This window comes from Bradyrhizobium sp., assembly GCF_050014615.1.
In the GTDB taxonomy this organism is placed as follows: Bacteria; Pseudomonadota; Alphaproteobacteria; order Rhizobiales; family Xanthobacteraceae; genus Bradyrhizobium.
Genome location: NZ_JBEKCZ010000017.1, coordinates 1 through 26,246, shown reverse-complemented (window position 1 = coordinate 26,246; position 26,246 = coordinate 1). Strand labels below are relative to the sequence as shown.

Sequence of the window (26,246 nt, the reverse complement as noted above, 5' to 3'; positions counted from 1 at the left end):
TCGAAAATCAGCCGGGATAGGTGTAGGCGGTTTTCACGATGGTGTAGAACTCGCGTGCGTAGGCGCCCTGCTCGCGCGCGCCGTAGCTCGATCCTTTGCGGCCACCGAAGGGCACATGGTAGTCGACGCCGGCGGTCGGCAGGTTGACCATCACCATGCCCGCCTCGCTGTTGCGCTTGAAATGCGAGGCATATTTCAGGCTTGCCGTGCAGATGCCGGCCGCAAGGCCGAATTCGGTGTCATTGGAAATCGCCAGCGCCTCGTCGTAATCCCGGGCCGCGATCACGCTGGCGACCGGACCGAAAATCTCCTCGCGGGCGATCCGCATCGCGTTGGTGGCGCCGGTAAAGATCGCGGGCTGCAGGTAGAAGCCGGGCGTTTCGCGATTGAGCCGTTCGCCGCCCCAGTGCAGTTTGGCGCCTTCGTCCTTGCCGATCCCAATATAGCTGATGTCCTGATCGAGCTGGTTCTGGTCGACCACCGGACCCATATGAGTGCCCGTCTTCAAGGCATCGTCGACAACCAGTCCCTTGACGCGTTCGGTGAGCGCCTCGACGAAACGATCGTGAATGCCCTGGGTGACGATCAGCCGGGAAGACGCGGTACAGCGCTGGCCGGTGGAAAAGAACGCGCCGTTGACGGCGGCCTCGACCGCGACTTTCACATCGGCGTCGTCGAGCACGACCAGCGGATTCTTGCCGCCCATCTCGAGCTGGAATTTCTTCATCGGCGTGGAGGCGACGCAGGCCTGCGCGATCCTGCGGCCGGTTGCGACCGAACCGGTAAAGGACACGGCGGCGACGTCGGGATGCTCGATCAAGGTCTGGCCGACCACCGAGCCCGATCCCATCACCAGATTGAAGACGCCGGCCGCAATACCCGAGCGCGCGATGATCTCCGAGAGCGCGTGGGCGGACCCCGGAACGATCTCCGCCGGCTTGAAAACCACCGTATTGCCGAAGCACAGCGCCGGCGCGATCTTCCACGCCGGAATCGCGATCGGAAAGTTCCAGGGCGTGATCAGGCCGACGACGCCGACCGCTTCGCGCGTGATCTCGACGTCGAGGCCGGGACGTACCGAAGCCCCCTTCTCCCCGGTCAGGCGCAGGGCCTCGCCGGCGAAGAACGCAAAGATCTGTCCGGCGCGCGCGACCTCGCCGATGCCCTCGGCCAGCGTCTTGCCTTCCTCCCGCGCCAGGAGATGGCCGAGTTCGTCCTTGCGCGAAAGGATCTCAGTGGAGATGCGATTGAGCGCATCAAACCGCTCCTGCGGCGTCGAGCGCGACCATTTGGGGAATGCCGCCTTGGCCGCGGCGATGGCTTGCAAGGTCTGCGCCGAATCGGCCTTCGCGTATTCGCCAATGATGTCCTTGGTGTTCGACGGATTGACGTTGCGGCTGATGCCTGCACCGGCGGCCCATTCGCCGGCGACATAATTCTTCAGGACGGCGTTCATTTTATTTCTCCGATTGATCGCTGGCGAACCGTGTCAGCGCACGAGGCAAGGGGATTTGTCGTCAAAACTCCAGCCGGGAATCAGGAATTGCATGGCCAATGCATCGTCACGGGCACCGAGCCCGTGTGTCTTGTAAAGCTTATGCGCCGCTTCAATAGCCGCCCGGTCGATCTCCACACCGAGACCCGGGCGGTCGGGAACCGCGATTTTGCCGCGCAGGATCTGCAATGGATCCGCGGTGAGGTTCTGTCCATCCTGCCAGATCCAATGCGTGTCGATGGCGGTCACTCTGCCGGGCGCGGCGGCCGCGACATGCGTGAACATGGCGAGCGAAATGTCGAAATGGTTGTTGGAATGGGAGCCCCAGGTCAGGCCGTTGTCCCGACAGGTCTGAGCGACGCGCACCGAGCCCTGCATGGTCCAGAAATGCGGGTCGGCGAGTGGAATGTCGACGGCGCCCAGCCGCAGCGCATGCGACAATTGACGCCAATCGGTGGCGATCATGTTGGTCGCGGTGGGCAGGCCGGTCGCGCGACGGAATTCCGCCATGATCTCGCGGCCGGAAAAGCCGTCTTCGGCGCCGCAGGGGTCTTCGGCATAGGCCAGAATACCCTGCATACCCTTGCACAGACGGATCGCCTCATCGAGCGACCATGCGCCGTTGGGGTCGAGCGTGACCCGCGCCTTCGGGAAACGGTTGGCAAGCGCCGTCACCGCCTCGATCTCTTGCTCGCCGCGCAGCACGCCGCCCTTGAGTTTGAAATCGGCGAAGCCGTAGCGGTCGTGCGTCGCCTCGGCGAGGCGCACGATCGCATCCGAGGTCAGTGCCACTTCGTGGCGGAGCCGAAACCAGTCGTTCTCGGCGCCTGCGCCGTCGGCATAGGCCAGATCGGTCTTGTGACGGTCGCCGACATAAAAGAGATAGCCCAGTGTCTCGACGGATTGGCGCTGGATGCCTTCGCCGAGCAGGGCCGCGACTGGAAGGCCCAGATGCTGGCCGAGCAGATCAAGAAGCGCCGATTCGATGGCTGTCACGGCGTGAATGGTGACGCGTAGATCGAAGGTCTGCTTGCCTCGTCCGCCCAAATCACGATCGGCAAACTGCGCGCGAACGGCTGCAAGAATATTGTTGCAGCCGCCGATCGTCTTGCCGACGACCAGGTCATGGGCATCTTCGAGCGTCTTTCTGATCTTCTCGCCGCCGGGGACCTCGCCGACGCCGGCATGCCCGGAATCGTCGGTGAGGATGACGATGTTGCGGGTGAAGAATGGCGCATGCGCGCCGCTCAGATTGAGCAGCATGCTGTCACGGCCGGCGACCGGGATAACCTGCATTCCGGTCACTTTTGGCGCGCCGGAGAAGCCGGAGCGCACAGAATCCTGGATCACCTTGTCCTCCCGCTGCAGGCCCGGTCCGGCCTGCGATTCAGCCGCTTCTTATTCAGCCGCTTGTTTAGCCGCTTGGCGATTGCCCGCGATCGCGCCCGGCAGGCTGGCAACCAGGGCTGCCAGCTCGGCGGTCTCGCTTTCGTTCAGATTTGTCAGCGGCGAACGTACCGGTCCGGAATCCCTGCCGATCACCTTCATGCCCGCCTTGATGATCGAGACGGCGTAGCCCTTCTTCCGGTTACGGATCGCGATCAGCGGCAGGATAAAATTCTTCAGCCCGGCGTCAATGGTCGCGTGGTCGCGGCGGCGGACGGCGGCATAGAAGGCGGTGGCGAACTCCGGCACGAAGTTGAACACGGCCGATGAATAGGTGGTGACGCCCATGTCGAGATAGGGCAGCGCAAACGTCTCCGCCGTCGGCAATCCCCCGACATAGGTCAGGCGGTCGCCGATACGGGCGCGGACGCGGGTCATCAGCTCGATATCGCCAACGCCGTCCTTGTAGCCGACGAGATTGGGGCAGCGGTCGCACAGCCGCGCCAGCGTGTCCTCGTTCAGCATCGCATTATCCCGGTTATAGACGATCACGCCGAGCCTGGTCGACGCGCAGACCGCTTCAACATGCGCCGCAAGACCCTCCTGCTCCGAATGCATCAGATAGGGTGGCAGCAGCAGCAGGCCATCGGCGCCGGCTTTTTCCGCCGAGACCGCGATCTCCGTTGCGAGGGCGGTGCCATAGCCTGTTCCGGCGAGAACGGGGGTGCGGCCCTTGGTTTCGTCGACGGCCACCGCGACGACCCTGGCGACCTCGGCAGGCGTCAGCGAAAAGAACTCGCCGGTGCCGCCGGCGGCGAATAGTCCCGCGACCTCGTAGCCACAGAGCCAGTCCATATTGGAACGATAGGTCGCCTCGTCGAACGAGTAATCCGCCTTGAACGGGGTCACAGGGAAGGAAAGCAGGCCGCCGCCGATGTGCCGGGCCATTTCATGCGGGGTCATCTTGCTCATGGTGCAGTCGCTCCTGGTCAAAGGCGTTCGGGGGAAAAGCGGCGCCGAAACCCCGGCGAAGCGCTTGTTCCCGTTCTTTCTAGGGAGCGGATGGATGCCAGTCCAAGCCAATTACTGGATCGAACAATACCAAATATGCATCAATCTTCTCAGTCTTCCTGGGTATGAGCCGGCGCAAGGCCGCCGGCAATGTCGATCAGCGAGGGCAGCAGCGGGTTCTCGTCGTCTCGCCGCCAGACCAGGAAGAGTTCGACCGGCGCCGGGGCGCGTAGCCGCAGCGGGCGCAATTGCACGCCGCTGAAATTCAGGCCGGCGGCGGCTTCCGGCACGATCGCGAGGCCGAGGCCGGCGCGCACCATCGCGAGAATGGAATGAATCTGGCTGAGATGCTGGACATAGCGCGGCAGGATTTCCGCCCGCGTAAACTGGGTGACCAGCAGCTCGTAAAAATACCGGGACTCATAGGGCGAATACATCACGAAGGGCTGGTCATCGAGATCCCTGGGATTGAGCGATGTGGCGGCGGCGAAGCGATGGCCGTCCGGCACGGCAACAAGGAGGCGTTCGGCCACCACCCGCACCGACGACAATCCGGCACGCGCGATCGGCGGTCGCAGCAATCCGGCGTCGATCTGGCCGGACGCGAGCGCTTCAAGCTGATCGCCCGAAACCATTTCCTTCAGCGACAGATCGACGTCCGGCAGCTTCACGCGGCAGGCGGCGATCAATTCCGGCAGGAAACCGTAGGCCGCCGCGGCGGTGAAGCCGATCTTGATCGATCCGGCCTTTCCCATCGCGATCCGGCGCGCCACCTGCGAAGCGCTTTCCGCCAATTTCAGAATGCGCTTGGCCTCGGGCAGGAAACTGCGGCCCGCCGGGGTCAGCTGAACGGAACGGCTGGTACGATCGAGCAGCGTCGCCTCGACAATGTGCTCCAGCACCTGGATCTGCCGGCTGAGCGGCGGCTGGGTCATATTGAGCCGTGCCGCGGCGCGGCCGAAGTGCAGCTCTTCCGCGACGGTCACAAAGCAACGGAGCTGGCTCAGGTCGAACATCGATGCTTGTCCGGAATGGATGAGTTACTTGAAAGTCAACTCTAGCATTGATGCCCCCAGGGACAACCCCAAGACAACCTCCAAGACGACAACCTCCAAGACAAAAACGCCGGTCCCAGCCGCCGCACGATCCGGGCGAAACATGATCGATTTGCAAGATGCGATGGCGCCCGGCGAGGCCGCCGCCGATCAGACCGACGACATCCAGACGATCCGTTGATCGAGCCAAGGCATCGCGGGCTTGCGTGCTGACGAAAGTCAGTCGCTCGCGGGAATTCTCGTTTCGATGGAAGTATTTCTCGCCAGATATGATCCCGTTCACATTCGGTCAGAGGAGGCGCGTGCTAATCGTGGCCTGAAATCAGCACCGCAGCCCCATTCGCGAGCATGGGTTTGCACAACAGACGCCACGCCAACCCATTGGAAAGTGTCCCATGCCAGCGCCTCTCGCCTATTCAGCGGTCAGCCAAAATGCCCGGCGATCTTCGATATCGAGCTTTGAATGTTCGGTCGTCGCATTCGTCGCTGCAATCATGCTGTTCATGATCGGCTTCGCGCTCGTCGATCCCCGCCACGGCGGCAGCGATTCAGCCGCCAACGCTTCCCTGTTCTCGTCCCGTGACTTTTCGTCGGGCGTGCCGATCCTGTAAGTCGGGCAGCGGGGCGGCTCGCGCCGCCCCTTTGGTACCCATATCCCTGACAGGCTCAGCTCAGGAGCTTCAGGACTTCGTCGTGATTCATCGGCCGTGAGAACATTCCGAAATTGTGCGCCAGCGCCATGTTCTGCTCTTCCTCGCTCAGCGCCGCCGTGCAGTCCTTCAGCGTGATGACGTCGAACCCGCGTTCATAGGCGCTGCGCATGGTCGATTCCACGCAGCAATTGGTCAGGAAGCCGCCCAACACGACGGTCTGAATCCCCTTGCTGCGCAGAATGAAATCGAGATTGGTGCTGGGAAACGTGTCGAGACCGCGCTTGCCTTCGATCACGATGTCTTCCGGGTGCGGCTTCAACACGTCGACAATCGCCGCGCCCCACGATCCCTTGCGAAACGCCTTGTTGTCGACCACCGCTTTGAGGATTCCATAGGGGTTGCCGGTGAGTTCCCCGTAGCCTTCCGCGAAGCTGATCGGCGCATGCATCACGGTCACGCCGGCTTCCCGGCCCTTGTTCACCAACTCGACGGTGTTGGCGAGCATGTTGTTCGACTGCATCACACCCTTGACGCCGTCATGAAAGACGCCCTTCGGGGTGGTGAAGTCGTTCTGGTATTCGATCAACACAATGGCTGTTGTTTTTGGATTCATGGACCTTGCTCCCGTTGTTCCTGCCCTGACGATTTTGCAGCCGGCGATTTTTCAGCCGACGATTTTGCAACCATGGGCCTCGTCTGCCCGTTGTTCGGGCCAAGCCAGGCTAGGCCGGATCATCGCGCGGCGGGTAACAACCCATTGCTACCGCCGCGCTGATTGAAGTTCCGCCGATCAAACACAGCGCTATATCGCTGGCGTAATAACCCGTTACTACGCGCGCGCGCCGTCTGCATTCAAGCTCAGGCGCTTCACCGGATCCGCTGACGGGAAAGAGGTGGCGGCGCGGCGGTGACGCGGCTAAGCTTGGCTTTCACCACTGCCAACCGCCGGGATAGCCGAGGTGCTCATGTGCAAGATATTCGTTCGCGCCGACCCGACCCTCTACGAGACCACCACCCGATCGATGCGATTGCACGGTGTCGTCACCAGTATCCGGCTGGAAAATCTGTTCTGGCAGGTGCTGGGCGAAATCGGTCAGCGTGATGCCATGAACATCAACCAGCTGATCACCAAACTCTACGATGAAGTCACCGAAGCCCGCGGCGAGGTTCAGAACTTCACCTCCTTCCTGCGCGTGTGCTGCCTGCGCTACCTTTCGCTGCAAATCTCGGGCGGCATCCCCGGTGACGTCTCGGTGCCGATTTGGTCGCTCGACGCCAATGCCGTGCTGGCGCGCGAACACGCCGCGTTTGAGCCGCCGGCCCGGGCGATCTAGGTTTTACAGGCGATGCCGCGGCTCCTCGATCGCGACGGCGATGTCTCTTATTCAACGGACGCGTGACCGCTGGAGCTGGGTGGCGGCGGAAGAAGATCGCGTCAGGGCGGCCGGACCACCCGCGGCGGAATTTGCGCTGGCGTCAGGCGCCAGAGCGCCCGCATCGGTTTCAGCCAACTCGGAGCGATTGCGGCCGAGACGTTTGGCCTGATAGAGCGCCTTGTCCGCGGCAGCGACGAGATCGCGGTGCTTTGCCTCGGCGCGAGGCACGAGCGACGCGACGCCGATGCTCAATTGCGCGTTACCGCGCTGGATTTCGTTCGCGCTGCAGCGGACCATCAGATCCTCGCGAATCCGCTCTGCGAGCGCTGCGGCATACTCAAGCGACGTATCCGGCAGCAGAACGGCGAATTCGTCGCCGCCGTAGCGCGCACCGAGATCCGAAGAGCGCTTCACATTCGCGGCGATCGACGCAGCAATGGTCTGCAGCAGACTGTCGCCGGCCTGATGGCCATGACCGTCATTGTAGGTCTTGAAATTGTCGGCGTCGATCATCAGCAGCGCAACAGGGGCACGGCTGCGCATCGCACGCCGCCATTCATAGGCCAATGTCCGGTTGAAATGCCGCCGGTTGGCAAGACCCGTGAGCCCGTCGATCGTGGCCAGAATGGTGAGCTTCCTCTCCGCGGCGCTCCGACGTGCGAGCTCGCGATTCAGAAAGGCCGCCAACATCACCGTCATCGCACACAACGCCGCCATCAGTGCGCCGATGGCGAGCGCCTGACCCCGCCACGGCGCGAAAATGTCGTCGAGCGATTGGCCGACCACGATGATCAGCGGCAGATTGTCGACCTGGGCATACACGTACAGCCGTTTGATCTCGTCCGACACCGCCCGGGATTCATAATGGCCGCTGGGAGCGCCTGCAAAGTGAACGAACAGTCCGGATTGCCTGATGTTGCTGCCGATAAAATCTTCCTGGTAGGGCCAGCGCATCAGCACGACGCCGTCGGTACGTACCAACGTCACCGTGCCATCGGGGCCGAGCGATATATCCCTGAACACCGACTGGTAATAATCCTGCGGCATGGCGCCGAACACGGCGCCGGCAAAGGAGCCATCCGGATGCGACAGCCGCCGGCTGAACGCCACCAGCATGCGGCCGTCGAATCGGGACACCAGCGGCCGACTGATGAACAGACCTGCGGAGTCATCGTCCCTGTGGACCTGGAAATAGTCCCGGTCGGACAGATTCTTTTGCGGGGGGCTGAGCTGCCTGGAATCGTGCGTGATCTGACCCGATTCATCGACGACGAACATCGAAGTCTGATAACGGGCGGTGGGGGAATGGTCGAACAACACATGCTGACGCATTTCCGGACTGAGGCGATCGAGCCCCGGCAGCCTCAGATTGTTCGTCACCACCACGAGCGATCGATTCAGGGCTTCCACGTTGCTCGCGATATCGGATCTGAGCGAGTTGGCGAGGCTGGTGGCGACCTCGGTGGCGCGCGCCTCGGTCGTGCGGCGCCCCTCCAACAGAACCCACCCGCACACCGCTGAAAAGCAGAACGCCAGCAAGAGAATCGGAATGGTGAGCCAGTGGTGCGACTGCGCCCATACCTGGCCAGGCGTGTCGCGCGCCCGTTCGGACCTACGCGACCACAGCAACCTTCGCACCCGGTTTGTGACTTCAACCCTTGCCACGGAATTCAGCCTGCCGTTCGTTTCCTCCCTTAGTGCGCCCGTGGAAAGTGCAGGGGATTAATGTCAATGGGAATTCGCCGCATATGGTTCACAAATCACCGCGAAACCGGTTGAAATCGCCGCACTATTCCGGCCCCGCGCAAAAAAGAAGCCTGGCATTCGCAATTCAGGAGCTGGCCCGGCGTCACACTGACCAGGCCGCGATCTACCCCACCCAGAACCCCGGCAGCGCCGGCTCCAGCCGGCCACCCAGCCGCACCGGCGCGATCTTGAGCGCGAGCCCGGTGGCATCGTCGGTCTCGACCGCGACCCCGCTCAGCGTGGCAACACCAAGCGCCGGCTCGAACCGTCCCGACGGAATGCCCGAGGTGAACCGCCGCAGCGGTTCTTCCTTCTGCATCCCGATGATCGAGTCATAATCGCCGGTCATGCCGGCGTCGGTCATGTAGCCGGTGCCGCCGGTGAGGATCTGATGGTCGGCGGTCGGCACATGGGTGTGGGTGCCGACCACCAGACTGGCGCGGCCGTCGCAGAAAAACCCGATGCCTTGTTTTTCGCTGGACGCCTCGCCATGGAAATCGACCACCACGGCATCCGCCGCCTCGCGCAGCGGACAGGCTTCGAGTTCGCGGTTGATGACCCTGAACGGATCGTCGAACGGCGTCATGAAGACGCGGCCGATGGCGTTGATGACCAGCGCGCGCTGGCCGCTTTTGGTGTCGACCAGTGCCGCGCCACGGCCGGGCGTGCCCCTCGGAAAATTCGCCGGGCGAACCAGCCGCGGCGCGCGCTCGATGAACACCAGCGCCTCGCGCTGATCCCAGGCATGATTGCCGAGCGTGACCGCGTCGGCGCCGGCGTCGATGAATTCCTGGTAGATCGCCTCGGTGATGCCGAAGCCGCCGGCGGCGTTCTCGCCATTGACCACGACCAGGTCGAGCGCCCAGTCGCGGATCATGCCGGGCAGATGCTCCGAGATGGCGGTGCGCCCGGCCCTGCCGACCACGTCACCGACGAACAGAATGCGCAAATCATCAACTCCGGAAATCGAGCATATCGGTTTCCGTTAGCACATAATCCAGCGCCACGTCGTGCGGCAGCGCCGGTACGGCGACGATTTCCTGCGCCGCGAAGGCGAGACCGATGGCGATGACGTGCTTCAATTTGCGCAGATGCGCCAGGGTGAAATCATAATGCCCGGCGCCGTAGCCGATGCGATGTCCCAGACCATCGAACGCCGCCAGCGGCACCAGCATGATGTCGGGCATGACCTCGGCGGCCGCCGGCGACGGCTCGGGAATACCGAGTGATCCCAAAACCAGCCTGTCGCTGGGTGACCAGGCCCGAAACGACAGCGACTTGCCGCGCGCCAGCACCACCGGCAGCGCCAGTTGCGCGCCTTGCGCGGCGAGCGAGCGCATCAAGGGCGCCGGATCGACCTCGCTGCGGATCGGCGAGTAGCCGGACACGATCGTGCCGGGCGCGATCTTGAGCGGCAGTCCGCGCGCGGCGATGGCCTGCGCCGCGGCGGCGCGCTCATCTCCGCTCAGCGCCTCGCGCGCCGCGAGCCCGGCGGTGCGCAGATCAGCCTTTGAGGTCGCAGAGCTACCAGACATGTCGCGTCATATGTCGCTGTCATCACCCGCGAAAGCGGGTGATCCAGTATTCGGGAGCAGTCGTAGTAACCCGAGACGCCGCGGCGTACTGGATACCCCGCTTTCGCGGGGTATGACGGAAAGGGCTGGACGAGCCCGGCCACGACGACGGAGGCCATACTCAATAAATAAAGTGCGAAGCCGCGATGGCCGTTGGAGCGCTCGATCCCGGAGTTCCCTACGAAAGTAGGTGGGCACCATGTGACCAAGTCCACGGACCTGGCCAGGGACAGTTCCCTGAAGGATCGATCCCTGAAGGATCGATAAGGCCCCGGGGATATATGGCTCCTGACGCGCGACACAGCTTCGCCCGGTCAATGTAACCACGATGCATCCAAACCGCCAGCGTTAAGGCGGGAGATGATTACCCTCCCCTGCAAGGGAGGGCGAAAAGGCCCGAACGTGCCGCCTTCCCTTGCTCTGATTTCGCGGATGCGCTCCACTTACCCTCCCCTGGAGGGGTCGAGACGAGCGAAGCTCGCTCTCTGGGTCGGCTCGCATAGAGCGCAGCGAGATGCGAGACGGGGTGGGGTGATCTATCCGCGGGTGGGATGCCTATGGTCTCGACTTCGATCCGCCGAGCAACGGCCAAGAAATTGCGAGCCAGCACCACGCCCCATGAGCGAACCCTATGGCGCGCGCTGAAAGAACTGCCGGTAGACGGCACACACTTCCGACGTCAGGCGCCGATCGGCCCCTATGTTGTGGACTTCTTATGCCCAGCTGCCCATCTCGTCATCGAACTCGACGGTGGTCATCATAATGACGACGAAACCGCCAAGCGCGATCGTGAAAGACAGCTTTGGCTAAAGCAGGAGGGATATCGCGTCGTCCGGTTCTGGAATTCGGAGATCACGGACGATCTGAACGCGGTACTCGAGCGGATCTATGTGGAGTTGCATGGTTCGCGCGAGGCTCCGGCCGAGCCGCTGAAACACCGGCGGCGACGATAGACCTTCACCCCACCCCGCTTGCGCTCGACGAGCGCAAGCGACCCTCCCCCTCCAGGGGAGGGTTGAGCCATGCGCTACCCGATCGCGACGCCGCCGCCGATGGTGCGGTTGAGCACTTGCGTGGTTTTCTCGATCCGCTCGGCGGCGGAGTTCAGCGCATTGGCGACCGCGATCTGGGTCGCCCGGGCGCGGTCCGCCGCCACCACGCGGACGTCGCGCAGCGCGTCGAGCTCCTCCTCGAGGCTGCGGATACGATTGTTGGCGTCGACCAGTTCATCGCACACCGTCAGCGCCGCCATCACGGTCAGCCGCGCATCGCCGATTTCGCCGAACTTGCCGCGCAGACTTTCGACCCGCGATTCCAGGCTCTCGGCGAGCCGCAGCAGCCGCACCTCCTGTCCTGCCTCGCAGGCCATCCGGTATTGCCGGCCGTTGATGGTGACGTTGATATGGCTCATGAGCTCTCTCCCGCATCGAGCACCGAACGGATGGTGCCGATCGCCGCGTCCAGCCGCTCGGCGATTTCGCGATTGGCGCGCTCCAGCCGGCGCGATTTCACCAGCGATCCGTCGAGTTCGTCGGCGAGCCGCGATCGATCCGCGCCGAGCGCCTGAATCCGGGTCGCCAGTTCATTCTCGTCGCGGTCGGCTTCGCGCCGCCGCTCGACCGCGCTTTCCAAAGCGTCGAGCGCCGCCATCAGCCGCCGTGTCGCGGCGTCGATGTCGACGAAGGCTGGTTCGGCAGGGCCCGAACCGTTGGCGGGACGATCGCTCATGACAGACAGCGCACACCTTACCCAAGCCGCAACACTTAAGCCGCAACCCAAATGACTTAGCCGCAACCGAAGCCGCACGCACGGCAAAATCCGCGGTTCGGCAAGCGTTTAGGCAGCGAAATTTACGTGGCAAGCGAGGCCAGCGCAACGCCGCTCGCGAACTATGCACCGCAAAGCAACTTTTCAGCCCCATAGCGCGTTGCACCGCCTTGGACTCCGGGAATACAGATGCTATCCAGCCTTGCCCTCTCCATTCAACAAGCCTTCTCAAGCTAACAAGATTTGGCCGGCCAGGCCTTCCGAGGCACTTAGCTCGACCGGCGGGTCGCCATCAAACAGCTCATTTCAGGCGGATTTTCATCATGACGAATGTCGATCATACCCGTATGGCCAATGCGATCCGCGGGTTGGCGATGGATGCCGTCGAGAAGGCAAATTCCGGCCATCCCGGCCTGCCGATGGGCGCGGCCGATGTCGCCACCGTGCTGTTCACGCAATTCCTGAAATTCGATGCGGCCGATCCAAAATGGCCGGACCGCGACCGCTTCGTGCTGTCGGCGGGCCACGGCTCGATGCTGCTGTATGCGCTGCTTTACCTGACCGGCAATGTCGACATGACGCTCGACCAGATCAAGCATTTCCGCCAGCTGGGATCGCTGACCCCGGGCCATCCCGAGAATTTCCACACCAAGGGCATCGAGACCACGACGGGTCCGCTGGGCCAGGGCATCGCGACCTCGGTCGGCATGGCGGTCGCCGAGAAAATGCTCGCGGCCGAGTTCGGCAAGAAGGCGGTCGACCACCATACTTACGTGCTGTGCTCCGACGGCGACCTGATGGAGGGCGTCTCGCAGGAAGCGATCGCACTGGCCGGACACTGGCGGCTCAACAAGCTGATCGTGCTGTATGACGACAACGGCATTTCGATCGACGGCCCGACCTCGCTGTCCGACTCGGTCGACCAGGTGAAACGTTTCAAGTCCGCCGGCTGGGCGGCCGAACACATCGACGGCCATGATCCGATCGCGATCGCCGCGGCGATCACCCGCGCGCAGAAATCCGGCAAGCCGTCGCTGATCGCCTGCAAGACCACGATCGGTTTCGGCGCGCCGACCAAGGCCGGCACCAACAAGGCGCATGGCGAGGCGCTCGGCGCCGCGGAGCTCAAGGGCGCCAAGGAAAAACTCGGCATTTCGCTGGAGCCGTTCTCGGTCCCCGACGACGTCCTGAAGGCCTGGCGCGAAGCCGGCAGCCGCGGCGTCCCCGCGCGCAAGGAATGGGAAGTCCGGATGGCGACTTTGTCCGCCCGCAAGCGCGCCGAATTCGACCGCCGGCTGCGGCACGAGCGGCCGGCCTCGCTGGCGAAAGCGTTCAAGGCCCACAAGAAGATGCTGCTGGAGACGCCGCAGAACATCGCGACCCGCAAATCGTCGGAATCCGTGATCGAGGCGATCGTCGCGGCGATGCCGATGGAGTTTCTCGCCGGCTCGGCCGATCTCACCGGCTCCAACAACAACAAGGCGAAGTCAGCGGTATCGTTCGCGGCCAAGACGCCGAAGGGCCGCTTCGTGCATTACGGCATCCGCGAGCACGGCATGTGCGCGGCCATGAACGGCATCTTCCTGCATGGCGGGTTCGCGCCCAACGGCGCCACCTTCCTGGTGTTCACCGACTATGCCCGCCCGGCGATGCGGCTCGCGGCGCTGATGGGCACCGGCGTGGTCTATGTGATGACCCACGATTCGATCGGGCTCGGCGAGGACGGACCGACGCATCAGCCGGTCGAACACCTCGCCGCGCTGCGCGCCATCCCCAACATGCGGGTGTTCCGTCCCTGCGATGCGGTCGAAGTCGCCGAGTGCTGGGAGCTGGCGCTGAACAGGATCGACGGGCCGACGGTATTGGCGCTGACCCGCCAGAACCTTCCGCAATTGCGCACGTCAGCGCGCTCCGACAATCCCTGCAGCCAGGGCGGCTATGAACTGGTCGCCGCGCAGGGCGAGGCCAAAGTGTCGCTGTTCGCCACCGGCTCCGAGGTCGAGATCGCGGTCGCCGCGCAGAAACAGCTGGCCGAGCGCGGCATTGCGACGCGGGTAGTTTCGGTGCCCTCGCTCGAATTGCTGCTGGCGCAGCCGGCGGACAAGCTGCAGACGATCATCGGCAAGGCCCCGGTCAAGGTCGCGATCGAGGCCGCGGTACGCTGGGGCTGGGACGCCGTGATCGGCCAGGATGGCGCATTTATCGGCATGCATGGCTTCGGCGCCAGCGCGCCGGCCAAGGACCTTTTCAAGCACTTTGGAATTACCGCTGAGGCGACGGTTAATGCAGTGCTGAAGCGCCTGGGCGAATAGTTGAGATCGCCGCGAAAAAGGACTACGAAAGAGCACCATTTTCCGTTCTCGTCCGGCCGAACCGGGCGATCCGCAGTCAGAATCTCCGTGGGAAGCGCTTCCTGCGGGGATGGCATCAGCTTTTAGAGGAGAAACGAGCATGGCAATCCGGGTCGCTATCAACGGATTTGGTCGCATCGGCCGCAACGTGCTGCGGGCCATCGCCGAATCCGGCCGCACGGATATCGAGGTGGTTGGCATCAACGACCTCGGCCCGGTCGAGACCAACGCGCATCTGTTGCGCTTCGACTCGGTCCATGGCCGCTTTCCCGGTACCGTGACCGTCGATGGCGACACGATCAGCGTCGGCAACGGCAAGATCAAGGTCACCGCGGTTCGCGATCCCAATACGCTGCCGTGGAAGGAACTCGGCGTCGACATCGCGCTGGAATGCACCGGCATTTTCAGCGCCAAGGCCAAGGCCTCCGCGCATCTTGTCGCCGGCGCCAAGCGCGTGCTGGTTTCGGCGCCGTCGGACGGCGCCGACGCGACCATCGTGTTCGGTGTCAACCACGATAAATTGACCAAGGAACATCTCGTGGTCTCGAACGGTTCGTGCACCACCAACTGCCTCGCGCCGGTGGTGAAGGTGCTGAACGACACCGTCGGCATCGAGACCGGCTTCATGACCACGATCCATGCCTATACCGGCGACCAGCCGACGCTGGACACGCTGCACAGCGATCTGTACCGCGGCCGCGCCGCGGCGATGTCGATGATCCCGACCTCCACCGGCGCGGCCAAGGCGATCGGCCTGGTGCTGCCGGAACTGATGGGCAAGCTCGACGGCGTCGCGATCCGCGTGCCGACCCCGAACGTCTCGGTTATCGATCTCAAGATCGTGGCTTCGCGCAAGACCACCAAGGAAGAAATCAACGAGGCGATGAAGCGCGCCAGCGAGCAGCAGCTCAAGGGCATCCTCGGCTACACCACCGCGCCCAACGTCTCGATCGACTTCAACCACGACCCGCACTCGTCCACCTTCCACATGGACCAGACCAAGGTGCAGAACGGCACGCTGGTGCGGGTGATGTCGTGGTACGACAATGAATGGGGCTTTTCCAACCGCATGGCGGATACCGCCGTGGCGATGGGGAAATTGCTATAGGGGGCTCAATGACCCTTCCGGCCTGGATCGGCATTCCCGGCGCGGTCCTGTTGATCGCGTTTATCGTGTACGGCTTTCGCCAGGGCACGAAGGTCACGACCAGGCAGGATGGGGATCCGCCCGAGCGCGTCCTCTAACTTGTGATCGTCACATGAACAAGTTCCGCACCCTCGATGACGTCGATGTAAAGGGCAAGCGCGTGCTGCTGCGCGTCGACCTCAACGTGCCGATGGAAAACGGCCACGTCAGCGACGCCACCAGGCTCGAACGCGTGGCGCCGACCATCCTTGAGATTTCCGGCAAGGGCGGCAAGGTCATCCTGCTCGCGCATTTCGGCCGGCCCAAGGGACGCGACGCCAAGGATTCGCTGAAACCGGTCGCGGCCGCGCTGGCGCAGGTGATCAAGCGACCGGTGGCATTTGCCGAGGAGTGCGTCGGCGAGATCGCCGCCAAGGCCGTCGCCGCGATGAAGGATGGCGACATCCTCTGCCTGGAAAACACCCGCTTCCATAAAGAAGAAGAAAAGAACGATCCGGCATTTACAGCCGAACTCGCAAAACTCGGCGACATCTGGGTCAATGATGCGTTCTCGGCGGCGCACCGGGCGCACGCCTCGACCGAAGGCCTCGGCCACCAATTGCCGGCCTATGCCGGGCGTACCATGCAGGCCGAACTCGACGCGCTGGCGAAGGCGCTGGAGGCCCCGACCAAGCCGGTGATCGCGATCATCGGCGGTGCCAAGGTCTCGACCAAGATCGATCTTTTGGAAAATCTCGTCAGCAAGGTCGATGCGCTGGTGATCGGCGGCGGCATGGCCAATACGTTCCTGCATGCCCAGGGCGTCGGCATCGGCAAGTCGCTGGCGGAAAAGGACCTCGCGGCGACGGCGCTGCGGATCATCGACAAGGCGGAAGCGGCCAATTGCGCCATCATCCTCCCCGTGGATGCCGTGGTCGCGTTTCACTTCGCCGCCAACTCGCCATCGCACGCCTACGGCCTCGACGCGATCCCCCCGGACGGCATGATCCTCGATGTCGGGCCGCAATCGGTGGCGCGGATTCACGCCGCGATCGACGACGCCAAGACGCTGGTCTGGAACGGACCGCTCGGCGCCTTTGAGATGACGCCATTCGACCGCGGCACCATGGTGGCGGCACGGCACGCGGCCGAGCGGACCAAAGCCAAGAAGCTGATTTCGGTCGCCGGCGGCGGCGACACGGTGGCGGCCCTGAATCAGGCCGGCGTGGCCGGCGATTTCAGCTATGTTTCAACCGCGGGCGGCGCGTTTCTTGAATGGATGGAAGGGAAACCATTGCCCGGGGTCGAGGTTTTAAGGATACGCTAGCTCAGCTCTTTGCTTGAGCATGATCTTTGGACGGGCATTGCAGCCCCAACGCGGAGAACAGGACAGATGGCTCGGATCACGTTGCGTCAATTGCTCGACCACGCGGCAGAGCACGATTACGGCGTGCCGGCCTTCAACATCAACAATATGGAGCAGGCGCTGGCCATCATGGAAGCCGCCTCCAGCCTCGATGCGCCGGTCATCATCCAGGCCTCGCGCGGCGCGCGCTCCTACGCCAACGACATCATGCTCAAACACATGATGGATGCGGTCACCGAAATCTATCCGCAGATTCCGGTCTGCGTGCACCTCGATCACGGCAACGGACCCGATACCTGCATGACCGCGATCCAGGCCGGCTTCACCTCGGTCATGATGGACGGCTCGCTGAAGGCCGACGGCAAGACCGCCGCCGACTGGGACTATAATGTCGGCGTCACCAAGACCGTCACCGACATGGCGCATCTCGGCGGCATTTCGGTCGAGGGTGAACTCGGCGTGCTGGGTTCGCTCGAGACCGGCATGGGCGACAAGGAAGACGGCCACGGCGCCGAGGGCAAGCTGTCGCACGACCAGCTGCTCACCAATCCGGACGAGGCGGTCAAATTCGTCAAGGAGACCAAGGTCGACGCGCTGGCGATCGCGATGGGCACCTCGCACGGCGCCTACAAGTTCACCCGCAAGCCGGACGGCGACATCCTGGCGATGAACGTGATCGAGGAAATTCACCGCAAGCTGCCCAACACGCATCTGGTGATGCACGGGTCATCCTCGGTGCCGCAGGACCTGCAGGACATCATCAACGCCAATGGCGGCAAGATGAAAGCGACCTGGGGCGTGCCGGTCAGCGAGATCCAGCGCGGCATCAAGAACGGCGTCCGCAAGATCAACATCGACACCGATAATCGCATGGCGATGACCGGCCAGATCCGCAAGGTGCTGCACGACAATCCGGAGGAATTCGATCCTCGCAAATATCTCAAGCCGGCGATGGAAGCGATGGCCAAGCTGTGCAAGCAGCGGCTGCAGGAATTCAATACCGCGGGGCAGGCCGGCAAGATCAAGAAGGTGCTGACCACCGCCGAGATGGCCAAGCGCTACGTCAAGGGCGAGCTCGATCCGAAAGTCGCATAAGCCTCTCGCTTCCAGCGCCCAACCTTTTTTTGGGAATTGCCCGAGAACCGTCTATTTTGACTTGTCTATCCTGACTTGCAGGGATACCCCGCTCTGGAGAGGCACCGATGAATCTCGCCGATCTCAACAAGGTCGCTCTGGCCATGGTCACGCCGGGCAAGGGCCTGCTCGCGGCCGACGAATCCTCCGGCACCATCAAGAAGCGCTTCGACGACATCAACGTGGCGTCGACCGAGGGAACCCGCCGCGACTATCGCGAAATGCTGTTTCGGGCCAGTGAGGCCATGACGCAGTACATCTCCGGCGTCATCCTCTATGACGAAACCATCTGGCAAAATGCCGCCGACGGCACACCGCTGGTCAGGCTGATCGAACAATCCGGCGCGATCCCCGGCATCAAGGTCGATGAGGGCACGCAGGCGTTGCCGGGTTGCCCCGGTGAATTGATCACCACCGGATTGGACCAGCTCGCCGGGCGGCTGGAAAAATATTACCGGCAGGGCGCACGGTTCGCCAAATGGCGCGCGGTGATCGATATCGGCCAGGATATCCCTTCCAGGACGGCGATCCATGTCAACGCCCATGCGCTGGCCCGTTACGCGGCCTTGTGCCAGGCCGCGCAGATCGTACCCATTGTCGAGCCGGAAGTGCTGATGGACGGCGATCACGACATCGACCGCTGCTATGAAGTGACCGAGCGCGTGCTCAACAAGACCTTTCAGGAATTGCGGATCCAGCGCGTCGCGCTGGAAGGCATGATCCTGAAACCCAACATGGTGATCGCCGGCAAGAAGAGCCCAAAGCAAGCCTCCGTTGCGGAAGTCGCGGAGAAAACCATCCGGCTGCTGAAGACCTGCGTGCCCGCCGCGGTTCCCGGCATTGCCTTTCTGTCCGGCGGGCAGTCCGACCAGGACGCCACCGCGCATCTTGACGCCATGAACCGGACCTCTGGCCTGCCGTGGCCGCTCACCTTCTCCTACGGCCGCGCGCTGCAGGCGGCGCCGCAAAAGGCGTGGTCGGGCAAGGCCGAGAACGTCGCCGCGGGTAAGCTCGCCTTCATCCATCGCGCACGGATGAATTCGCTCGCCAGCAAGGGCGAGTGGCAGGCCGATCTGGAAGCCAGGAAGGCGGCATAGACTTGGCCACGAAACCTGCCCCGCCGCGCCCCGTGCCGCGTCTCTATCTCGCGACGCCTGAGGTCGACGATTCCCAAGCCTTGCCCACGGCCTTGCTGGCCAGCCTTCCGCGCCTGCTCGCCGAGGCCGATGTCGCGGCCGTCCTGGTGCGGCTCAAGCCCACCGACCAGCGCACCATGATCTCGCGGATCAAGGCGCTGGCACCGGCGGTCCAGGACAAGGGCGCGGCGCTGTTGCTCGATGGCCATGTCGAACTGGTCGCGCGCGCCGGCGCCGATGGCGCCCATCTGACCGGCATCGCTGCGATGGAGGATGCCCTGCCGACGCTGAAACCCGACCGCATCGCCGGCATCGGCGGGCTGACAACGCGACACGATTCGATGGCCGCGGGCGAAGCCGGTGCGGACTACGTGCTGTTCGGCGAGCCCGACGCCAGGGGACAGCGGCCATCCATCGACGCCATCGCCGAACGTCTGGAGTGGTGGGCCGAGCTGTTCGAACCGCCCTGTGTCGGATTCGCCGCGTCACTCGATGAAGCCCGCGAATTCGCCGCGGCCGGCGCCGATTTCGTTCTGGTCGGCGATTTCATCTGGAACGATCCGCGTGGCGCCGCGGTGGCCCTGAGAGAGGCGGAGCAGGCGATCCGGCAAGCGCACGCCGCGACGGCCGAAACAGCCAAAGCCGCCCAGGGATGACGCCGGCAATGAAGATCCTGCGTCCGATCGCGGTGCTCGCAAGCCTTTTGATCTTGACGGCAAGCGCCGCCGCGCAAATGTCGCTGATGCCGCCTCCGGCGCAGACGCCACCGCCGGCGGCGAGCCAGCCCGCTTCCAAACCGAAAGCAAAGCCGGCCGCCAAAAAGCCGGCGGCAACCGCAAAGCCCGCGGCGGCGCCGACCGTGACCGTTATCCCCGCCCCTGTGCCCGACGATCCCAATGTCGATCTGGTCTACGGCGCCTATCAGCGCGGCCTCTACAAGACCGCCTTCGATCTCGCGACCAAGCGCGTGCAGGATAGTGGCGACCCCAAGGCGATGACCATGCTCGGCGAGCTCTGCGCCAATGCGCTGGGCGTCAAGCGCGACTATGTGAAAGCAGCCGAATGGTACAAGCGCGCCGCCGATGGCGGCGATCGCGAGGGCATGTTCGCGCTGGCCATGATGCGGCTCGGCGGCCGTGGTGGCCCGGTCAATCGCGAGGAGGCCGTGAAATTGATGGCGTCCTCGGCCAAGCTCGGCAGCCCGAAGGCGGCGTACAATCTGGCGCTGCTCTATCTCGACGGCCAGACGCTGCCGCAGGACCTGCGGCGCGCCGCCGAACTGCTTCGCCTTGCCTCCGATGCCGGCAATGCGGAAGCGCAATACGCGCTCGCGACCTTCTACAAGGAAGGCACGGGTGTCCCGAAAGACGTCGAAAAGTCGGTCCGGCTGCTGCAGGCGGCCTCCCTCGCCGACAATGTCGACGCCGAGGTCGAATACGCGATCGCGCTCTACAACGGCACCGGCACGCCCAAGAATGAAGCCGCCGCGGTCGCCCTGTTGCGCAAGGCCGCCAGGCAAAACAACCCGATCGCCCAGAATCGCCTGGCGCGCGTGCTGGTGAGCGGACAGGGCGAAGCGGGAGACCTGGTCGAGGGCTTCAAATGGCACCTGGTGGCGAAAACCGCCGGGAAGGGCGACCCCGAGCTCGACGCGGCCATGTCGAAGCTAAAGCCCGAGGATCGCGCCAAGGCCGAGGCCGCGGCCCGCAAATGGGTCGGCGCCAAATGATCCGCCTTGACGCCACCGCAACCGCAGGGCACCCAGTCCAAGGCCCGGCTGGGGGTGAGGGGTTCGAACCTCTCTGAAACCGTCCCCCTCACCCCGACCCTCGCTGGAAGTGGGAGCGCACTTCCACCCCTCGAAACATCCATTACAAGCCGGGATCATGCTGCATTCAGCCCTTATCAACGTCATGGTCAAAGCCGCGCGCCGCGCCGGCCGCAGTCTCAAGCGCGACCTCGGCGAGATCGAGCATCTTCAGGTCTCGCTGAAGGGACCCGCCAATTTCGTCACCATGGCCGACAAGCGCGCCGAGGAGATGCTCTACGACGACCTCATCAAGGCCCGGCCCGGCTACGGCTTCATCGGCGAGGAAGGTGGCACCCGCGAAGGCGCCGACAAGAGCCACACCTGGATCGTCGATCCGCTCGACGGCACCACCAATTTCCTGCACGGCATCCCGCAATTCGCGATCTCGATCGGGCTGCAGCGCGAGGGCACCATGATCGCGGGCCTGATCTACAATCCGGCCAATGACGACCTCTATCTCGCCGAACGCGGCAAGGGCGCCTTCCTCAACGACCAACGCCTGCGCGTCGCCGGCCGGCGCAAGCTCGATGAATGCGTGGTGGCCTGCGGCCTGCCGCATATCGGCCGCGGCGACCATGAATTGTCGCGGCTGGAAATGACCGCCATCCAGAACAGAGTGGCGGGCCTGCGCCGGTTCGGCGCCGCCTCGCTCGACCTCGCCTTCGTTGCGGCCGGCCGCCTCGACGGCTACTGGGAACGCAATCTGCAGCCCTGGGACATGGCCGCGGGACAGATCATGGTGCGCGAGGCCGGCGGCACCATCAGCGGCATCGCCGGCGACGACGACCCGCTCAAGACCGGCAACGTGATCTGCGGCAATGAATTCGTCCACGCCGAACTGGTGAAGATTCTGAAGCCGCTGGGGAAGTAGGGACGCTTCTCTTTCCCTTCTCCCCTTGTGGGAGAAGGTGGCGCGAAGCGCCGGATGAGGGGGTTCGGACTCGCGGTGAGAGACCCCTCACCCGTCGCCTCACTTCGTGAGGCGCCACCCTCTCCCACAAGGGGAGAGGGGAAAAGCAATCCGGCAATGACCGGCAAAATTATCCCGCCGCCTTCATCCGGTAATGGCTGACGCCCCATTCGCTGCCGTCGGCGTAGCCGAACAGGCCCGCGGTGGCGAGGAAGAACCAGCGCCAGCGCCGCATCCATAAGTTTGTGTCGGTGCCGTAGACCGAACGCAGGATGCTTTCGATCTCGTCGCGATGGGCATCGAAATTGGCGAGCCAGTCCAGCGCGGTGCGCTGATAATGGCTGCCGCTCCAGCGCCATTCCTTCTCGACCTCGAACAAGTCAGAATATTGCCGGATCAGATGGTGGCTCGGCATCACCCCGCCGGTGAAGAAATGCTGCGCGATCCAGTCCTCGCCGTCGGCGCGATCGAACAGATAGGCGCCGGCACGATGGGTGAAGATATGCAGGAAGAAGCGGCCGTCCGGCGCCAGCCATGATTTCACCCGCGTCATCAATTCGCGCCAGTTCATCATGTACTCGAACATTTCAATCGAGACGACGCGGTCGAATTTCTGCTCGGGGTGGAACACGTTCATGTCGGCGGTGACGACGCGAAGATTTGTCAGCCCGCGCGCGGCCGCCTCCTGCTCGATATATTCGCGCTGCGAATGCGAGTTCGATACCGCGGTGATCTCGGCATTGCGGAATTGCCGCGCCATCCACAGCGACAGCGAACCCCAGCCGCAGCCGAGTTCGAGGATCGATTGCCCGTCGGCGAGGTCGGCATGCGCGACGGTCTGGCGCAGCGCTTCCTCCTCGGCCTCCTGCAGCGTCGATTCCGCCCCCTTGTAGAAGCACGACGAATATTTGCGGTTCGGCCCCAGCACGCGCGCAAAGAACGCCGCAGGGACCTCGTAATGCTGGGCATTGGCCGCGCCGGTATGTTCGGCGATGGCGCGGGCCGCCATGTCGTCCGCGAACACGGCATCGCTTTCGGCATTGCCGCGGGCCAGCCTCGTCGCGGTGCGCGAGCACAGCCGCTGGATCGCGGCGCGGATCACAAGATCGGGCAGCGGCACCCGTTCGGCGGTGCCTATCACGGAGGAAATCAGGCTCATGTCACCACTCCCTTTTGCGGCGGCAACGGAAAGAACATGCTGGTACGCGATTGATAGTCGCGGTAGCGCTCGCCGCGCGAACGCAGCATCTGCTGCTCGAGCGGCGGGATGCCGGTGACATGCACCAGGATCCAGTACATGAAGGCCGGCGCCAGCAAGGTCGCCCAGCCCCAGGGATAAACGGCTGACAGCGCGATCACGGGATAGGCCAGCCAGCCGAACCATTCGAAGAAATAATTCGGATGCCGCGACCAGCGCCACAGGCCGATGTCGCAGACCCGGCCCTGGTTGGTGGGATCGAGGCGGAAGCGCTTGAGCTGCGCATCGGCCAGGGCTTCGCCTGATATCCCGGCCAACAGGATCAGCACGCCCAGATAATCCTGCAGCCGCAGCAGCTCCGACGGAAAGCGCGCCGCGACAAAAATCGAGAACACCAGCGGGATCGATCCGAAGCCCTGATTCTGCAGAAACACGAACATCCTGCGCGGCGAATCGACGCCCCACTCCTTGGCGAAGGCGGCATAGCGCGGATCGTCTGTAATCCCCGCTGTCCGCACCGCGATATGCAGGCCGAGCCGGAGCGACCAGATCGCTACCAGGACCGCCACCAGCCATTGCCGCGCATTCGGCGCGGCGCCTGCCACCGGCCACAGCGCGCTGGCGGCGCCGACCAGCCCGAGCGAGAAGGTCCAGATGGTGTCGACCCAGCCGGAATTGCCGGTGCGCTGCTGCACCATCCACGCGCCCGCCATCAGCACCGACAGAGACAGCGCGATCGCGGCGATCGCCCAAACATACAAACCCATCCGAAATTCCCGTTAACCGCCTGGGGCGTCAAAGATTTGTAAAATACGCACAAGTCTAAGCCGGGTTTCACGCGGAAGTTCCCTGTTCTCGCCTCAGGCCGACCGCAACCGGCCTTTTTTCTCAGGCCCGCTGTGCCATATTGGTGCCCGAAACGCCTTCCCCCCAACGGATGACACCGGCAATGCCTTCAGGCCCCTCTGCCCGCTCCGCGATGGAGATCGAACTGAGCAAATTGTCCTCGCCGAGGATTTTCCTGGTGCGGATGCTGGTCTTCCTGGTGCTGTGCGCGCTGCTGATGGTGGTGCTCTACAAGCAGATCATCAATGCCTTCTTCGCCAATCCCGGGCTCAACGCGCTGATCGGCCTGGTGCTGCTGATCGGCACCATCCTCGCCTTCCGCCAGGTGATCCGGCTCTATCCGGAAGTCGCCTGGGTCAACAATTTCCGCATCGCCGATCCCGGTCTGGCGGTCGAGCGGCACCCGACGCTGCTGGCGCCGATGGCGGCGATCCTCGGCGGCGAGCGCACCGGGCGGATGACGATCTCGCAGCAGACCATGCGGCATCTGCTGGATTCGATCGCGACCCGGCTCGACGAGGCCCGCGACATTTCCCGCTACATGACCGGCCTATTGGTCTTTCTCGGACTGCTCGGCACATTTTGGGGCCTGATCGAAACCGTCGGCTCGGTCGGCAAGGTGATCGACGGCCTGAAAGTCGGCGGCGACGCCGGCGCCTTGTTCGACACCCTCAAGGAAGGCCTGGCGGCGCCGCTCGGCGGCATGGGCATTTCGTTCTCGTCGTCGCTGTTCGGCCTCGCCGGCTCGCTGATTCTCGGCTTTCTCGACCTGCAATCAAGCCAGGCCCAGAACCGGTTCTATACCGATCTCGAAGACTGGCTCGCCTCCACGGTGCGCGAATATTCCGGCGAGACCGCCGCCGGCGCCAGCGGCGACTTACAAAACGCGATCGAGCGATTGCGCGCGACCATGGAGGAAGGCGGCAACAACCGCGGCACCACCGCGGCGATGGCCAATCTCGCCGAAGCCATTCAGGGCCTGGTCGCGCATATGCGGACCGAGCAGCAGATGATCCGGGAATGGGCCGACGGCCAGGGCGAGCAGAACCGCGAAATCAAGAAACTGCTGGAGCGGATCGCGCGCCAGCCCGAGAAGCATTAGCCCAACAACCTGACAGAGAACGCCGATGGCCCTTGCCCGTGCACGCCGCAGCGAAAGCGCCTTCAATTACTGGCCGGGCTTCGTCGACGCGCTGTCGACGCTGGTGCTCTCGATCGTGTTTCTGCTCTCGGTATTTCTGGTGGTGCAATTCTTCCTGTCGCAGGAAGTCACCGGCAAGGACAAGGCGCTGGAAGAGCTCAACGCCAAGCTGGCGCAGCTCAACGACCTGCTGTCGCTGGAAAAGCTCGGCAAGCTCAATCTCGACGACCAGCTCTCGCAGGTGCGGGCGGGACTGGTGGCCGCGGAGACCGAGCGTGACCGCATCAAGGGGCTCTATGAAGGTCTCGCCGGGGCCGGCAGCGACGCCGCCGGCCGCGCCTCCGAGCTCAACAAGGCGCTGGATTCCGAAAAGCAGGTGTCGGCGCGCGCGCTGGCGCAGATCGAGGTTCTGAACCAGCAGATCAGCGCGTTGCGCCGCCAGCTTGCGGCCCTCGAAGAGGCGCTCGATGCCTCGGAGAAACGCGACAAGGAATCGCAGGGGCGGATCGCCGATCTCGGCCAGCGGCTTAATGTCGCGCTGGCGCAGCGGGTGCAGGAATTATCGCGCTACCGTTCGGAATTCTTCGGACGGCTGCGCGCCATCCTCGGCAACCGGCCGGATATCAGGATCGTCGGCGACCGCTTTGTGTTCCAGTCGGAAGTGTTCTTCGACACCGGACAGGCGCTGTTGCTGCCCGAAGGCCGCGCCGAACTCGACAAGCTGGCGACCGCGCTTGTTGACCTCGACAAGCAGATCCCGAGTGAAATCGCCTGGGTGCTGCGGGTCGACGGCCACACCGATGTGCGGCCGATCAACAGCCCGCTGTTCAAGTCGAACTGGGAGCTGTCGTCGGCGCGCGCGATCTCGGTGGTGCAGTATCTGGTCTCGCTCGGCGTCCCGGCGCAGCGGCTGGTCGCGGCCGGGTTCGCGGAATTCCAGCCGCTCGACACCGCCGCCACCGAAGACGCCTACAAGCGCAACCGCCGCATCGAGCTGAAGCTGACGGAACGCTGAGGGTGATGTCTTTGGCTAATTCTCCACATCGTCATGGCCGGGCTTGTCCCGGCCATCCACGTCTTAAGGCGCCGCAGGGGAAAATTCGTGGATGCCCGGATCAAGTCCGGGCATGACGGCGAATACTCCCTTCCACCTTCGCCCCTATCG

At 63.8% G+C, this 26,246-nt stretch carries 27 protein-coding genes and 1 other RNA gene; 15 read left to right on the top strand and 13 right to left on the bottom strand.

The features are described 5' to 3' along the window. Nucleotides 1–7: 7 nt before the first annotated feature. From ABR948_RS04665 to ABR948_RS04650, 4 genes are all read right to left on the bottom strand, one after another. Nucleotides 8–1,456: an aldehyde dehydrogenase family protein gene (locus ABR948_RS04665; protein ID WP_428114274.1), complete on the bottom strand. Its 1,449-nt coding sequence runs from the start codon at nucleotides 1,454–1,456 to the stop codon at nucleotides 8–10. Between the two features lie 33 nt (nucleotides 1,457–1,489). Further along, nucleotides 1,490–2,845, bottom strand: coding sequence for a glucarate dehydratase (gene gudD, locus ABR948_RS04660; RefSeq protein WP_428114273.1), 1,356 nt, complete (start codon nucleotides 2,843–2,845; stop codon nucleotides 1,490–1,492). Between the two features lie 48 nt (nucleotides 2,846–2,893). After that, nucleotides 2,894–3,853: a 5-dehydro-4-deoxyglucarate dehydratase gene (gene kdgD / locus ABR948_RS04655; RefSeq protein ID WP_428114272.1), complete on the bottom strand. Its 960-nt coding sequence runs from the start codon at nucleotides 3,851–3,853 to the stop codon at nucleotides 2,894–2,896. Nucleotides 3,854–4,002: 149 nt separating this feature from the next. After that, entirely contained in the window at nucleotides 4,003–4,908 is a 906-nt protein-coding gene (locus ABR948_RS04650; RefSeq protein WP_428114271.1) for a LysR family transcriptional regulator, read from the bottom strand. A gap of 19 nt (nucleotides 4,909–4,927) precedes the next feature. Here ABR948_RS04650 and ABR948_RS04645 point away from each other — a divergent pair, with 19 nt between their 5' ends. After that, on the top strand, nucleotides 4,928–5,128 hold the full coding sequence (locus ABR948_RS04645) for a hypothetical protein (RefSeq protein WP_428114270.1): 201 nt from the start codon (nucleotides 4,928–4,930) through the stop codon (nucleotides 5,126–5,128). 214 nt (nucleotides 5,129–5,342) lie between these two features. Continuing rightward, nucleotides 5,343–5,558: a hypothetical protein gene (locus tag ABR948_RS04640; protein ID WP_428114269.1), complete on the top strand. Its 216-nt coding sequence runs from the start codon at nucleotides 5,343–5,345 to the stop codon at nucleotides 5,556–5,558. Between the two features lie 55 nt (nucleotides 5,559–5,613). On the opposite strand, the gene ABR948_RS04635 is transcribed toward ABR948_RS04640, so the two are convergent. Beyond that, nucleotides 5,614–6,213 carry a cysteine hydrolase family protein gene (locus ABR948_RS04635; RefSeq protein ID WP_428114268.1) on the bottom strand — a complete coding sequence of 200 codons (600 nt, stop codon included), beginning with the start codon at nucleotides 6,211–6,213 and terminating at the stop codon, nucleotides 5,614–5,616. Between the two features lie 352 nt (nucleotides 6,214–6,565). Between ABR948_RS04635 and ABR948_RS04630 the strand changes: the two genes are divergently transcribed. Continuing rightward, entirely contained in the window at nucleotides 6,566–6,934 is a 369-nt protein-coding gene (locus ABR948_RS04630; protein ID WP_428114267.1) for a ribbon-helix-helix domain-containing protein, read from the top strand. Nucleotides 6,935–6,985: 51 nt separating this feature from the next. Here ABR948_RS04630 and ABR948_RS04625 read toward each other — a convergent pair whose 3' ends face one another. The 4 genes from ABR948_RS04625 to ssrS form a co-directional block, all read right to left on the bottom strand. Beyond that, nucleotides 6,986–8,605 carry a sensor domain-containing diguanylate cyclase gene (locus ABR948_RS04625; protein WP_428114266.1) on the bottom strand — a complete coding sequence of 540 codons (1,620 nt, stop codon included), beginning with the start codon at nucleotides 8,603–8,605 and terminating at the stop codon, nucleotides 6,986–6,988. Nucleotides 8,606–8,846: 241 nt separating this feature from the next. Continuing rightward, complete coding sequence (locus ABR948_RS04620; protein WP_428114265.1) at nucleotides 8,847–9,671, bottom strand: TIGR00282 family metallophosphoesterase; 825 nt, start codon at nucleotides 9,669–9,671, stop codon at nucleotides 8,847–8,849. Nucleotides 9,672–9,675: 4 nt separating this feature from the next. Next, a complete protein-coding gene (locus ABR948_RS04615; RefSeq protein ID WP_428114264.1) occupies nucleotides 9,676–10,257 on the bottom strand; it encodes a 5-formyltetrahydrofolate cyclo-ligase in 582 nt (193 codons plus the stop codon). 173 nt (nucleotides 10,258–10,430) lie between these two features. Further along, nucleotides 10,431–10,606: non-coding RNA, 6S RNA (ssrS, locus tag ABR948_RS04610), on the bottom strand. Nucleotides 10,607–10,853: 247 nt separating this feature from the next. Between ssrS and ABR948_RS04605 the strand changes: the two genes are divergently transcribed. Then, nucleotides 10,854–11,249, top strand: a complete 396-nt coding sequence (locus tag ABR948_RS04605; protein ID WP_428114263.1) for an endonuclease domain-containing protein — start codon at nucleotides 10,854–10,856, stop codon at nucleotides 11,247–11,249. Between the two features lie 74 nt (nucleotides 11,250–11,323). Here ABR948_RS04605 and ABR948_RS04600 read toward each other — a convergent pair whose 3' ends face one another. Further along, on the bottom strand, nucleotides 11,324–11,707 hold the full coding sequence (locus ABR948_RS04600) for a cell division protein ZapA (protein ID WP_428114262.1): 384 nt from the start codon (nucleotides 11,705–11,707) through the stop codon (nucleotides 11,324–11,326). After that, nucleotides 11,704–12,024 carry a DUF4164 domain-containing protein gene (locus ABR948_RS04595; RefSeq protein ID WP_428114261.1) on the bottom strand — a complete coding sequence of 107 codons (321 nt, stop codon included), beginning with the start codon at nucleotides 12,022–12,024 and terminating at the stop codon, nucleotides 11,704–11,706. The genes ABR948_RS04600 and ABR948_RS04595 overlap by 4 nt, the downstream gene beginning before the upstream one ends. Before the next feature lie 362 nt (nucleotides 12,025–12,386). Between ABR948_RS04595 and tkt the strand changes: the two genes are divergently transcribed. From tkt to ABR948_RS04550, 9 genes are all read left to right on the top strand, one after another. Beyond that, complete coding sequence (gene tkt / locus ABR948_RS04590) at nucleotides 12,387–14,375, top strand: transketolase (RefSeq protein ID WP_428114260.1); 1,989 nt, start codon at nucleotides 12,387–12,389, stop codon at nucleotides 14,373–14,375. Between the two features lie 139 nt (nucleotides 14,376–14,514). Beyond that, nucleotides 14,515–15,522 carry a type I glyceraldehyde-3-phosphate dehydrogenase gene (gene gap, locus ABR948_RS04585; protein WP_428114259.1) on the top strand — a complete coding sequence of 336 codons (1,008 nt, stop codon included), beginning with the start codon at nucleotides 14,515–14,517 and terminating at the stop codon, nucleotides 15,520–15,522. Nucleotides 15,523–15,530: 8 nt separating this feature from the next. Further along, nucleotides 15,531–15,659, top strand: a complete 129-nt coding sequence (locus tag ABR948_RS04580; protein ID WP_428114258.1) for a hypothetical protein — start codon at nucleotides 15,531–15,533, stop codon at nucleotides 15,657–15,659. Nucleotides 15,660–15,673: 14 nt separating this feature from the next. Further along, complete coding sequence (locus tag ABR948_RS04575; RefSeq protein WP_428114257.1) at nucleotides 15,674–16,867, top strand: phosphoglycerate kinase; 1,194 nt, start codon at nucleotides 15,674–15,676, stop codon at nucleotides 16,865–16,867. Nucleotides 16,868–16,933: 66 nt separating this feature from the next. After that, on the top strand, nucleotides 16,934–18,001 hold the full coding sequence (fba, locus tag ABR948_RS04570) for a class II fructose-bisphosphate aldolase (RefSeq protein ID WP_428114256.1): 1,068 nt from the start codon (nucleotides 16,934–16,936) through the stop codon (nucleotides 17,999–18,001). Between the two features lie 107 nt (nucleotides 18,002–18,108). Next, nucleotides 18,109–19,137, top strand: coding sequence for a class I fructose-bisphosphate aldolase (locus tag ABR948_RS04565; RefSeq protein WP_428114255.1), 1,029 nt, complete (start codon nucleotides 18,109–18,111; stop codon nucleotides 19,135–19,137). Between the two features lie 2 nt (nucleotides 19,138–19,139). Then, complete coding sequence (locus tag ABR948_RS04560; protein ID WP_428114254.1) at nucleotides 19,140–19,832, top strand: thiamine phosphate synthase; 693 nt, start codon at nucleotides 19,140–19,142, stop codon at nucleotides 19,830–19,832. Nucleotides 19,833–19,840: 8 nt separating this feature from the next. Beyond that, entirely contained in the window at nucleotides 19,841–20,905 is a 1,065-nt protein-coding gene (locus ABR948_RS04555) for a tetratricopeptide repeat protein (RefSeq protein ID WP_428114253.1), read from the top strand. Nucleotides 20,906–21,062: 157 nt separating this feature from the next. After that, nucleotides 21,063–21,857: an inositol monophosphatase family protein gene (locus ABR948_RS04550; protein WP_428114252.1), complete on the top strand. Its 795-nt coding sequence runs from the start codon at nucleotides 21,063–21,065 to the stop codon at nucleotides 21,855–21,857. Nucleotides 21,858–22,026: 169 nt separating this feature from the next. On the opposite strand, the gene ABR948_RS04545 is transcribed toward ABR948_RS04550, so the two are convergent. Together ABR948_RS04545 and ABR948_RS04540 are read right to left on the bottom strand one after the other, a co-directional pair. Beyond that, on the bottom strand, nucleotides 22,027–23,055 hold the full coding sequence (locus tag ABR948_RS04545; RefSeq protein ID WP_428114251.1) for an SAM-dependent methyltransferase: 1,029 nt from the start codon (nucleotides 23,053–23,055) through the stop codon (nucleotides 22,027–22,029). Then, nucleotides 23,052–23,861, bottom strand: coding sequence for a DUF1295 domain-containing protein (locus ABR948_RS04540; protein ID WP_428114250.1), 810 nt, complete (start codon nucleotides 23,859–23,861; stop codon nucleotides 23,052–23,054). Before ABR948_RS04540 ends, ABR948_RS04545 begins: the two co-directional genes overlap by 4 nt. Nucleotides 23,862–24,043: 182 nt before the next feature. On the opposite strand from ABR948_RS04540, the gene ABR948_RS04535 reads away from it, so the two are divergent. After that, on the top strand, nucleotides 24,044–25,042 hold the full coding sequence (locus ABR948_RS04535; RefSeq protein WP_428114249.1) for a flagellar motor protein MotA: 999 nt from the start codon (nucleotides 24,044–24,046) through the stop codon (nucleotides 25,040–25,042). A gap of 25 nt (nucleotides 25,043–25,067) precedes the next feature. After that, on the top strand, nucleotides 25,068–26,096 hold the full coding sequence (locus ABR948_RS04530) for a peptidoglycan -binding protein (RefSeq protein WP_428114248.1): 1,029 nt from the start codon (nucleotides 25,068–25,070) through the stop codon (nucleotides 26,094–26,096). Nucleotides 26,097–26,246: the final 150 nt, after the last annotated feature.

Excerpts from the sequence above, each read along its gene's own strand:
- ABR948_RS04665 (WP_428114274.1), bottom strand. The coding sequence starts at position 1,456 with ATGAACGCCGTCCTGAAGAATTATGTCGCCGGCGAATGGGCCGCCGGT.
- kdgD (WP_428114272.1), bottom strand. The coding sequence starts at position 3,853 with ATGAGCAAGATGACCCCGCATGAAATGGCCCGGCACATCGGCGGCGGC.
- ABR948_RS04650 (WP_428114271.1), bottom strand. The coding sequence starts at position 4,908 with ATGTTCGACCTGAGCCAGCTCCGTTGCTTTGTGACCGTCGCGGAAGAG.
- ABR948_RS04645 (WP_428114270.1), top strand. The coding sequence starts at position 4,928 with ATGAGTTACTTGAAAGTCAACTCTAGCATTGATGCCCCCAGGGACAAC.
- ABR948_RS04640 (WP_428114269.1), top strand. The coding sequence starts at position 5,343 with ATGCCAGCGCCTCTCGCCTATTCAGCGGTCAGCCAAAATGCCCGGCGA.
- ABR948_RS04635 (WP_428114268.1), bottom strand. The coding sequence starts at position 6,213 with ATGAATCCAAAAACAACAGCCATTGTGTTGATCGAATACCAGAACGAC.
- ABR948_RS04630 (WP_428114267.1), top strand. The coding sequence starts at position 6,566 with ATGTGCAAGATATTCGTTCGCGCCGACCCGACCCTCTACGAGACCACC.
- ABR948_RS04615 (WP_428114264.1), bottom strand. The coding sequence starts at position 10,257 with ATGTCTGGTAGCTCTGCGACCTCAAAGGCTGATCTGCGCACCGCCGGG.
- ABR948_RS04605 (WP_428114263.1), top strand. The coding sequence starts at position 10,854 with ATGGTCTCGACTTCGATCCGCCGAGCAACGGCCAAGAAATTGCGAGCC.
- ABR948_RS04600 (WP_428114262.1), bottom strand. The coding sequence starts at position 11,707 with ATGAGCCATATCAACGTCACCATCAACGGCCGGCAATACCGGATGGCC.
- ABR948_RS04595 (WP_428114261.1), bottom strand. The coding sequence starts at position 12,024 with ATGAGCGATCGTCCCGCCAACGGTTCGGGCCCTGCCGAACCAGCCTTC.
- tkt (WP_428114260.1), top strand. The coding sequence starts at position 12,387 with ATGACGAATGTCGATCATACCCGTATGGCCAATGCGATCCGCGGGTTG.
- gap (WP_428114259.1), top strand. The coding sequence starts at position 14,515 with ATGGCAATCCGGGTCGCTATCAACGGATTTGGTCGCATCGGCCGCAAC.
- ABR948_RS04580 (WP_428114258.1), top strand. The coding sequence starts at position 15,531 with ATGACCCTTCCGGCCTGGATCGGCATTCCCGGCGCGGTCCTGTTGATC.
- ABR948_RS04575 (WP_428114257.1), top strand. The coding sequence starts at position 15,674 with ATGAACAAGTTCCGCACCCTCGATGACGTCGATGTAAAGGGCAAGCGC.
- fba (WP_428114256.1), top strand. The coding sequence starts at position 16,934 with ATGGCTCGGATCACGTTGCGTCAATTGCTCGACCACGCGGCAGAGCAC.
- ABR948_RS04565 (WP_428114255.1), top strand. The coding sequence starts at position 18,109 with ATGAATCTCGCCGATCTCAACAAGGTCGCTCTGGCCATGGTCACGCCG.
- ABR948_RS04555 (WP_428114253.1), top strand. The coding sequence starts at position 19,841 with ATGAAGATCCTGCGTCCGATCGCGGTGCTCGCAAGCCTTTTGATCTTG.
- ABR948_RS04550 (WP_428114252.1), top strand. The coding sequence starts at position 21,063 with ATGCTGCATTCAGCCCTTATCAACGTCATGGTCAAAGCCGCGCGCCGC.
- ABR948_RS04545 (WP_428114251.1), bottom strand. The coding sequence starts at position 23,055 with ATGAGCCTGATTTCCTCCGTGATAGGCACCGCCGAACGGGTGCCGCTG.
- ABR948_RS04540 (WP_428114250.1), bottom strand. The coding sequence starts at position 23,861 with ATGGGTTTGTATGTTTGGGCGATCGCCGCGATCGCGCTGTCTCTGTCG.
- ABR948_RS04535 (WP_428114249.1), top strand. The coding sequence starts at position 24,044 with ATGCCTTCAGGCCCCTCTGCCCGCTCCGCGATGGAGATCGAACTGAGC.
- ABR948_RS04530 (WP_428114248.1), top strand. The coding sequence starts at position 25,068 with ATGGCCCTTGCCCGTGCACGCCGCAGCGAAAGCGCCTTCAATTACTGG.